At 48.9% G+C, this 8,122-nt stretch carries 8 protein-coding genes; all 8 read left to right on the top strand.

The window, feature by feature from the left end; all coding sequences use genetic code 11:
* Window positions 1-1,301 precede the first annotated feature (1,301 nt).
* The 8 genes from glmS (at window position 1,302) to AY633_RS13650 (ending at window position 8,032) form a co-directional block, all read left to right on the top strand.
* On the top strand, window positions 1,302-3,104 hold the full coding sequence (glmS, locus tag AY633_RS13685; RefSeq protein WP_068488840.1) for a glutamine--fructose-6-phosphate transaminase (isomerizing): 1,803 nt from the start codon (window positions 1,302-1,304) through the stop codon (window positions 3,102-3,104).
* A gap of 180 nt (window positions 3,105-3,284) precedes the next feature.
* Window positions 3,285-3,845, top strand: a complete 561-nt coding sequence (locus tag AY633_RS13680) for an NADPH-dependent FMN reductase (RefSeq protein WP_068488839.1) — start codon at window positions 3,285-3,287, stop codon at window positions 3,843-3,845.
* A 136-nt stretch (window positions 3,846-3,981) separates the two neighbouring features.
* On the top strand, window positions 3,982-4,875 hold the full coding sequence (locus tag AY633_RS13675; protein WP_068488838.1) for a YitT family protein: 894 nt from the start codon (window positions 3,982-3,984) through the stop codon (window positions 4,873-4,875).
* Window positions 4,876-4,894: 19 nt separating this feature from the next.
* Complete coding sequence (locus AY633_RS13670; RefSeq protein WP_068488837.1) at window positions 4,895-5,275, top strand: VOC family protein; 381 nt, start codon at window positions 4,895-4,897, stop codon at window positions 5,273-5,275.
* The gene (locus AY633_RS13665; protein WP_068488836.1) at window positions 5,272-5,694 is read left to right on the top strand and encodes a GNAT family N-acetyltransferase; all 423 of its coding nucleotides are present in this window, start codon (window positions 5,272-5,274) and stop codon (window positions 5,692-5,694) included. The genes AY633_RS13670 and AY633_RS13665 overlap by 4 nt, the downstream gene beginning before the upstream one ends.
* Before the next feature lie 152 nt (window positions 5,695-5,846).
* The gene (locus AY633_RS13660; RefSeq protein WP_058383730.1) at window positions 5,847-6,176 is read left to right on the top strand and encodes a PadR family transcriptional regulator; all 330 of its coding nucleotides are present in this window, start codon (window positions 5,847-5,849) and stop codon (window positions 6,174-6,176) included.
* A 1-nt stretch (window position 6,177) separates the two neighbouring features.
* The gene (locus AY633_RS13655) at window positions 6,178-6,936 is read left to right on the top strand and encodes a DUF1129 family protein (RefSeq protein WP_068488835.1); all 759 of its coding nucleotides are present in this window, start codon (window positions 6,178-6,180) and stop codon (window positions 6,934-6,936) included.
* Between the two features lie 334 nt (window positions 6,937-7,270).
* Entirely contained in the window at window positions 7,271-8,032 is a 762-nt protein-coding gene (locus AY633_RS13650) for a TerC family protein (protein WP_068488834.1), read from the top strand.
* Window positions 8,033-8,122: the final 90 nt, after the last annotated feature.

The following is an 8,122-nucleotide window of genomic DNA, read 5'->3' as shown; positions in this document are numbered from 1 at the left end:
GAGGCGTCTGCTTCACGATGAAAAGATCAATGCAGTATGCACCTCGCTTAAATGCCTAACTAAGCGTCTTCACCAGCGGATGCCTCCGGTTAACAGCGACACATCCTCGCATGCAGTATTATTTAATGACATCTAATAGCCGAACCGCGCACACGGGCGAGCCGGAGCAATGAGACAAGCGTTCTTCTTGGCTTATTGCGGGAGGCATGCCCAAAGCGGGAGGCGTCTGCTTCACGATGAAAAGATCAATGCAGTATGCACCTCGCTTAAATGCCTAACTAAGCGTCTTCACCAGCAGATGCCTCCGGTTAACAGGGACACGAACCCGTATGCAATATTCAATGAAATTTCAAAGCCGAACCGCGCACACGGGCGAGCCGTAGCAATGAGACAAGCGTTCTTCTTGGCTCATTGCGGGAGGCATGCCCAAAGCGGGAGGCGTCTGCTTCACGATGAAAAGATCAATGCAGTATGCACCTCGCTTAAATGCCTAACTAAGCGTCTTCACCAGCGGATGCCTCCGGTTAACAGCGACACATCCTCGCATGCAGTATTATTTAATGACATCTAATAGCCGAACCGCGCACACGGGCGAGCCGGAGCAATGAGACAAGCGTTCTTCTTGGCTTATTGCGGGAGGCATGCCCAAAGCGGGAGGCGGTGGCTTCGCGATGAAAAAAATCAAGAAAGGCTCTTCTAGCTCATTAGCTCAGCTAGTCGCACAAGATTTTCATTCGCAGAAACCTTTCCGGGATTTTCTCGTCCTTTCAAGAGGCTGCGCCGTCAAAAGTTTATCAAGGAGTTCAAAAAGATAGGTTGCTGGATTTTAATGGATAAGCTACCGTAAAAGCAATCGTGCTTATTCCCATCGCCTTTAATGCCTGCTTGGAGCGGGGCGAAGGTGAAAATAATTAGAAAACGTGAGGAATATTAAACCAACTGCTGGAAGACAACTATGCGGAATGTCCTAAAAATGATTCTGCGTTGATTGACGGAAGTTTATGCAGCGGTTATGATAGAGGGGTCGGTTTAAGGCCGATGCAAAAGGGGGATAGAGGTAAGTGCCAAGGAAACCAATTATAGCGCCTGTACTGAAGAAATGGGACGGACCAGTCAATCTTCAGTAGACGAGGAGGAGGAGTATCGAGATTTCGGCGGATACCTCCCGGCCGCGAAGCCCGGTCGTTATGTGCATGCTTAAAACAGTCGAGTGATCGATTGGACAACCAGCTTGCACGGGCTCACAACAAGCGTTTGCGAACGCTTATTTTGACATTTAACTAATTGGAGGAATATACATTATGTGTGGAATTGTTGGATATATCGGAGAACAGGATTCAAAAGAGATTTTATTGAAAGGCTTGGAGCGTTTGGAATACCGCGGATACGATTCAGCGGGAATTGCTGTGCGCAACGGCGAAGGCATCAAAGTATTTAAAGAAAAAGGCCGCATTGCGGATCTACGCGGAGTCGTAGAAGACGATGTAACGGGGAACACGGGCATCGGCCACACACGTTGGGCGACACACGGCAAACCGAGCAAAGTTAACGCTCACCCGCACCAAAACACTTCAGACCGTTTCACGATTGTTCACAACGGCGTTATCGAGAACTATCACCACATCCAGCGCGATCATTTGGAAGGCGTGGAAATGGAGTCTGATACAGACACAGAAATCATCGTGCAATTGATCGGCAAATTTGTCGAAGAAGGCATGACAACGCAAGAAGCATTCAGCAAAGCCTTGAAATTGATGAAAGGCTCATACGCGATCGCGTTGCTTGATGCAGAAGAAGAGCAGACGATTTATGTTGCGAAAAACAAGAGCCCGCTTTTGGTCGGCCTTGGCGAAAACTTTAACGTAGTGGCATCTGATGCAATGGCAATGTTGCAAGTGACGGACCAGTTTGTTGAATTGATGGACAAAGAAGTCGTCATCGTCAAAAAAGAAAGCGTGCAGATCTTGACGCTAGACGGCGAAGAAGTGACACGCGATCCGTTCACAGCTGAAATCGACATGAGCGATATCGATAAAGGCACATATCCTCACTATATGTTGAAAGAAATCGATGAGCAGCCAGCAGTTATGCGTAAAATCATCCAAGCTTACCAAGACGAGAACGATCAATTGACGATCGACTCGAACATTTTGGATGCGTTGGAAAAAGCGGACCGTTTGTACATCATTGCAGCGGGTACAAGCTACCATGCTGGATTGATCGGCAAGGAATACTTGGAGAAAATGGCGGGCATCCCAGTAGAAGTGCACGTAGCGAGCGAATTCGGCTACAATATGCCGCTTCTTTCTGAAAACCCAATGTTCGTCTTCATTTCCCAGTCCGGCGAAACAGCGGACAGCCGCCAAGTATTGGTGCGCATCAAAGAAATGGGCCACCCATCATTAACGGTAACGAACGTGGCAGGCTCTACATTGTCTCGCGAAGCGGACCATACTTTGTTATTGCATGCGGGCCCTGAAATTGCGGTCGCATCGACGAAAGCCTACACTGCACAAATCGCCGTGTTATCGATTTTGTCAGCTGTAACAGCTGAACGCCGCGGACGCAGCCTTGATTTTGATCTAGTTCAAGAAATGGGCATCGTGGCAAACGCCGTGCAAGCGCAAGTCGACATGAAAGAAGAGCTCGAGAAAATCGCAGCGGATTACCTTTCAACGACACGCAACTGCTTCTTTATCGGCCGTTTGATGGATTATTTCGTCGGTCTTGAAGGCGCATTGAAACTAAAAGAAATCTCGTACATCCAGGCAGAAGGTTTTGCTGGCGGAGAACTCAAGCACGGCACGATCGCGTTGATCGAAGAAGGCACACCGGTTATCGCACTTGCGACTCAGGAGTCCGTTAACTTGAACATCCGCGGAAACGTCAAAGAAGTGGCGGCACGCGGCGCGAACACGTGCATCATTTCTATGGAAGGTTTGAACGAAGAAGGCGACAGCCACGTTCTTCCGAAAGTCCATGAATTGCTGACACCGCTTGTTTCGGTCATTCCGCTACAGTTGATCAGCTATTATGCTGCTCTTCACCGCGATTGTGACGTTGATAAGCCGCGTAACTTGGCGAAATCCGTAACAGTTGAATAATGAATGCTCAAAATCCCGCATCCGTGCGGGATTTTTTTATTTCCCAGGGAATATATCTTTGTATTAAATTTTGAATTTTCTATCTATTATTTGAAATTGCTTGTGCTTTCTCCTATGATGAAAGAACATCACGTTGTGCGCATCAGTGACACGGAACGACGATTCTTAGGAGGCGAAGTTATGACGAAGATTGGTATTATTACCGGCAGCACACGCCCCAATCGCAATAGCCTGCAAGTGGCAGAATGGGTAAAAGGCATCGCAGACAAGCGCGGCGATGCGGAATACGAAGTGGTAGATTTGGTTGAATACAAGTTGCCGATGTACGCTGAACCGGTGTCAGCGGGAATGAGCCAGGACTATCAAACGCCGGAAGCCATTCCGTGGTCGAAAAAAATCGCGGAGTTGGACGGTTATGTGTTTATTTGCCCGGAATACAACCACGGAGTGACCTCGGCGCTGAAAAATGCCATCGATTATTTGTATCCGGAATGGAACAACAAAGCAGCAGGCATTGTCAGCTACGGGTCGGCAGGCGGCATACGGGCAGCGGAAGCGTTGCGGATCATCATGGCGGAACTGCAAGTCGCGACGGTGCGGACGCATCCGGCCTTGTCCTTGTTCACCGATTTTGTCAAAGGCAGCGAATTCAAACCCGCCGACTTCCATGAGAAAACGGTCAATGCGATGCTCGGTCAAGTAATTGCCTGGACATCAGCGTTCGAGCCGCTGCGTAAGTAAACGAATGCATAAGCGATTCCCCCGGATGAACCATTCCATCATCCGGGGGTTTGTTTTGTCCTGTTTGGGTACGGGTTATTCTTTCAAGGGCAGTAAAAGAAAGTGTATGATTGAAACGGACAACATAGAATGACGCATGAAAAGGGGAAATAAAGTGGGCATCAACAGACAACAAACAAACAGTAAACGCGCTAAAAAAATCCTGCGTGCACTCGCGGTGATACTTGGCGGCTTTATTACCGCTTATGGACTAGAAGCTGTGCTGATTCCGAATAATGTCTCGGATGGCGGCGTTACTGGGCTGAGCATCGTCGGTTCGCAATTGACGGGTGTGCAGCTCGGGATCTTGATTGGCTTATTGAATATGCCGTTCGTTTATCTCGGCTACAAGCAGATCGGCAAAAGCTTCGCCATTTATTCGGTCATCGGCATCGCGGCGTTGGCGTACGGGACGACCGTGATGCACCACGTGCCGGCGATTGTCGAAGGCGATTCGCTGCTCGTGACGGTCGTCGGTGGCATCATCATCGGTTTTGGCATGGGACTTGCGCTCCGTAACGGCGGCGCACTCGACGGCATCGATATGCTCGCGGTGTTGCTGTCGCGGAAATTGCCGTTTGGCACGAGTGATTTGATTTTATTCCTGAACTTATTCGTCTTTATCGTCGTGTCGACGGTATTTGGCTTACAAGGCGCGTTCTTGTCGGGGATCGCTTATTTTATCGCTTCTAAAGTGATTCATATGGTGGAAGAAGGCTTGAGTGGTTCGAAAACGTACAAGATCATCACGAGTGAACCCGAGAATATGGTCGAGACGATTCGGGACCGCTTGGGACGCAGCGCTACATATAATCTGGTCAAAGGTGCATACAGCCAGGAAGACTATAAAGAAATCACCTGCATCATCAACCGCCTAGAAGACAGCAAGATGAAGGAAATCATTTACGAAATCGACCCGCAAGCCTTTGTTGCGGTATATGATGTGGCCGAAGTCAAAGGCGGCAATTTCAAGAAACGCGATATCCATTAAAAATTAAGGGGGATGCGAGATGATCACCGGATTGCATCACGCACAAATCACTATCCCAACAGGGGCGGAAGCACAAGGAAAAGCGTTTTATGGTGAGCTACTCGGCTTGCAGGAAATCGATAAGCCAGACGCCTTGAAAGGGCGCGGCGGCTTTTGGCTCGAAGTAGGCCATCAGGAAGTGCACGTCGGGACGGAAGACGGGGTTGACCGGCTTGCGACAAAAGCGCATCTAGCGTACCGAGTCGAAGACATCCACTATTGGCGCGAGCGGCTGGAAGAAAACGGTGTGGAGATTCTGGAGGCGGTGACGATCCCGGGATTTGCGCGTTTTGAATTTCGCGCTCCGTTCGGCAACCGTGTGGAATTGATTCAACTGTTGCAAGGAGACGATGCGCAATGAAAATTACGATGGGGAAAGACCGGCAAGACAGCGAATTGATCCGACAAAAAGTCATCGAGCACAATATGAACATGCTGCCGGAAGAGGTCAAGACGCCGGTTGAACACATGAACTTTGTTCTGAGAAACGAAGCGGGAACGATCCAAGGCGGCTTGACTGCGACGGTGTTCTGGGGGCATTTGCACGTCGACTTTTTGTGGGTCGATGAAAGCTTGAGAGGGCAAGGACAGGGAAGCGCTTTGATCGAACAAATGGAGCAGGCTGCCCGTGAAAAGAGCTGCCGGCTGATCACGCTCGATACATTCAGCTTCCAGGCTCCCGATTTTTACAAACGCAACGGCTATGAAGTGTTCGGGGTGCTAGAGGACCATCCGAAAGGCTTTAGCCAGTATTTCTTGCAGAAACGATTAGATATTTAAAGGAAGCTGGCCTGATTATAGGCTGGCTTTTTCTATGGAAATAATTTCATTTACTATCTTGCATTGCAAGGGTTTATTGGTTATAGTGATTTTATAACACTTGCATTGCAAGTTAGTGAAGTGACACGGAAAGCGAAAGGCGGATGCACATAGTGGCAGATTCTACACAAATGCTCAAAGGGATTTTAGACGGCTGCATCTTGTCGATCATTGAAGAAGGCGAGATTTATGGCTATGAACTGGCCGAAAAGCTGCAGAGCTATGGGTTTCAATCGTTCAGCGAAGGCAGCATTTATCCGCTGCTGTTGAGGATGCAAAAAGAAGGGCTCGTGTCGAGTGTGCAGCGGAAATCGACTGCCGGACCCAAGCGTAAATATTATTCATTAACGGAAGCGGGACAAGTGGAACTGGAACAGTTTCTCGGGCGCTGGGCTGAGTTGAAGCAATCGGTCGATGCGGTCATTACAAAAGGGGGACAATGACATGCTATCTGCAAAATCGGAACAATTCCTCATCGAACTGCGCATGTATTTAGTGCAGCGAGGGAGAAGCGATGAAGACATCCAGGGAATCGTCGACGAACTGGAAAGCCATTTGATCGAATCAGAGAAAAACGGCAAGAGTGTCGAGAGCATCGTCGGGAAAGACCCGAAACAGTATATGAAAAGCATCGGGGCGTCGCTGCCGGTTGCGACGAAAGAATTGATGGTTCTCATCCCGGCGACGTTGCTGGTCATTCTCGCCTACTTGGCGTATATCCCGGCCTTATCGGGGGCCTTCAAGCTCTCGCAAACAGTGCTATGGGGCATCATTCCTGTCATCTTGAGCCTTGCCGTCTATAGTTCCTTAATCTTCAAGGTATTGCCTAAGCTTCATGCTAAACCGGTGAAACAAGGAATAATTGCGGTGGCGGTATCCACTGGAGTCATCGGTTTTTGGGTGGCGTTTTATTTGTGGATGGTGCCAGAGACGGCATCGGCTTATTTCACGGCCACTACTGGACAGAATTATGTGATTCTCGCCATCTGCCTGGCCATTTTTATTGCTTATGCGCTGTATACGAAATCGTGGATTACGATTATCGTCGCGGCCTTGATGAGTGCGGGGCCGCTTGCGGAAAATTGGATCCCGCAGGAGGTTAATGAAGACCCGGCATATATCGCTTTAGCCATCGGGGGTTTCGTCTTAATCGGGATTGCGATTGTTTGGTTCTTGATGAGCAAAAGGCATAAAACGGCCTGAGTAAGAAAGCAATGAAGAGTACTTGGTAACATCCATATTCCAAATACGGTTTCCATCAGCTGAGGTGTGAGTGCTCATCCGCTACTACCGGCAGAAGTCCGTGTGCATTTATTTTCAGTAGCTTTTTTCATTTTTTATGCTATACTTTTTTTAACAACTCAATAGACCTTGACATCACGTCAAAGGGGAGTAGCTATGGGGAAACCTATTTCACAGTCGTCATTACATGGACCCGTTCCATCGGTTGTGATAGCAAAATCATTTTGCTTAGCAAGACCTTTGCCTTCTATAGGCAGGGGTCTTTTTTGTTGTCAAAATCAAGGAGGTTTTTTTAGTGGAAGCAATATTATTGGAGTATGCATGGGTACTGCTCGTACTCGTGGCATTAGAAGGCTTGCTTGCGGCGGATAATGCGGTCGTTATGGCGGTCATGGTCAAGCACTTGCCGAAAGCACAACAGAAAAAAGCATTGTTTTACGGATTACTCGGGGCGTTCGTGTTCCGTTTCGCAGCACTATTCATGATCACTTTGCTGGTCGACGTCTGGCAGATCCAGGCACTCGGTGCAGCGTATCTCTTGTTCATTGCATTCAAGCATATTTACGATCAGCGAAAAGGCGAAGAGCATTCCATTGAACCCGAAAAAACGAAGGGTTCTGGCTTTTGGATGACGGTATTAAAAGTGGAATTGGCAGATATCGCGTTCGCGGTTGACTCGATGCTCGCAGCGGTGGCGCTCGCCATCACTTTGCCGCATCTCGGAACAATGGAAATTGGCGGCATCAACGGCGGACAGTTCGCGGTGATGCTTGCTGGTGGTTTGATCGGCCTTGTCATCATGCGATTCGCAGCGCATAAATTCGTTAAGTTGCTGACGAATTACCCTCAGCTCGAAACAACCGCGTTCGTCGTCGTCGGCTGGGTCGGTGTGAAATTGACCGTTCTGACACTCGGACACGAAGGCGTGGGCATATTGCCGTACGAATTTGTTCACTCGACAGAATGGAAATTGATCTTCTGGGGCGTGTTGTTGACGATCGTAGCCATCGGCGCACTCATCAGCGTCAAGAAAAAGCGCGAACAAAGCGCGGCGTAAGAGGCCAAGTTGCAAGCGAGGCCCTTGCGTGATAAAATCTATTCAATTCTGAAATGAAACGAGTTGATGGGTGGACAATGCGCAACTAAC

This window comes from Planococcus maritimus, assembly GCF_001592825.1.
GTDB lineage: Bacteria > Bacillota > Bacilli > Bacillales_A > Planococcaceae > Planococcus > Planococcus maritimus_C.
This window is presented reverse-complemented; position numbering and strand designations above follow the sequence as displayed.

Bases quoted from the DNA above. Each gene is read 5' to 3' on its own strand.
- AY633_RS13655 (WP_068488835.1), top strand. From the start codon at position 6,178: ATGCTATCTGCAAAATCGGAACAATTCCTCATCGAACTGCGCATGTAT.
- AY633_RS13680 (WP_068488839.1), top strand. From the start codon at position 3,285: ATGACGAAGATTGGTATTATTACCGGCAGCACACGCCCCAATCGCAAT.
- glmS (WP_068488840.1), top strand. From the start codon at position 1,302: ATGTGTGGAATTGTTGGATATATCGGAGAACAGGATTCAAAAGAGATT.
- AY633_RS13675 (WP_068488838.1), top strand. From the start codon at position 3,982: ATGAAAAGGGGAAATAAAGTGGGCATCAACAGACAACAAACAAACAGT.
- AY633_RS13665 (WP_068488836.1), top strand. From the start codon at position 5,272: ATGAAAATTACGATGGGGAAAGACCGGCAAGACAGCGAATTGATCCGA.
- AY633_RS13670 (WP_068488837.1), top strand. From the start codon at position 4,895: ATGATCACCGGATTGCATCACGCACAAATCACTATCCCAACAGGGGCG.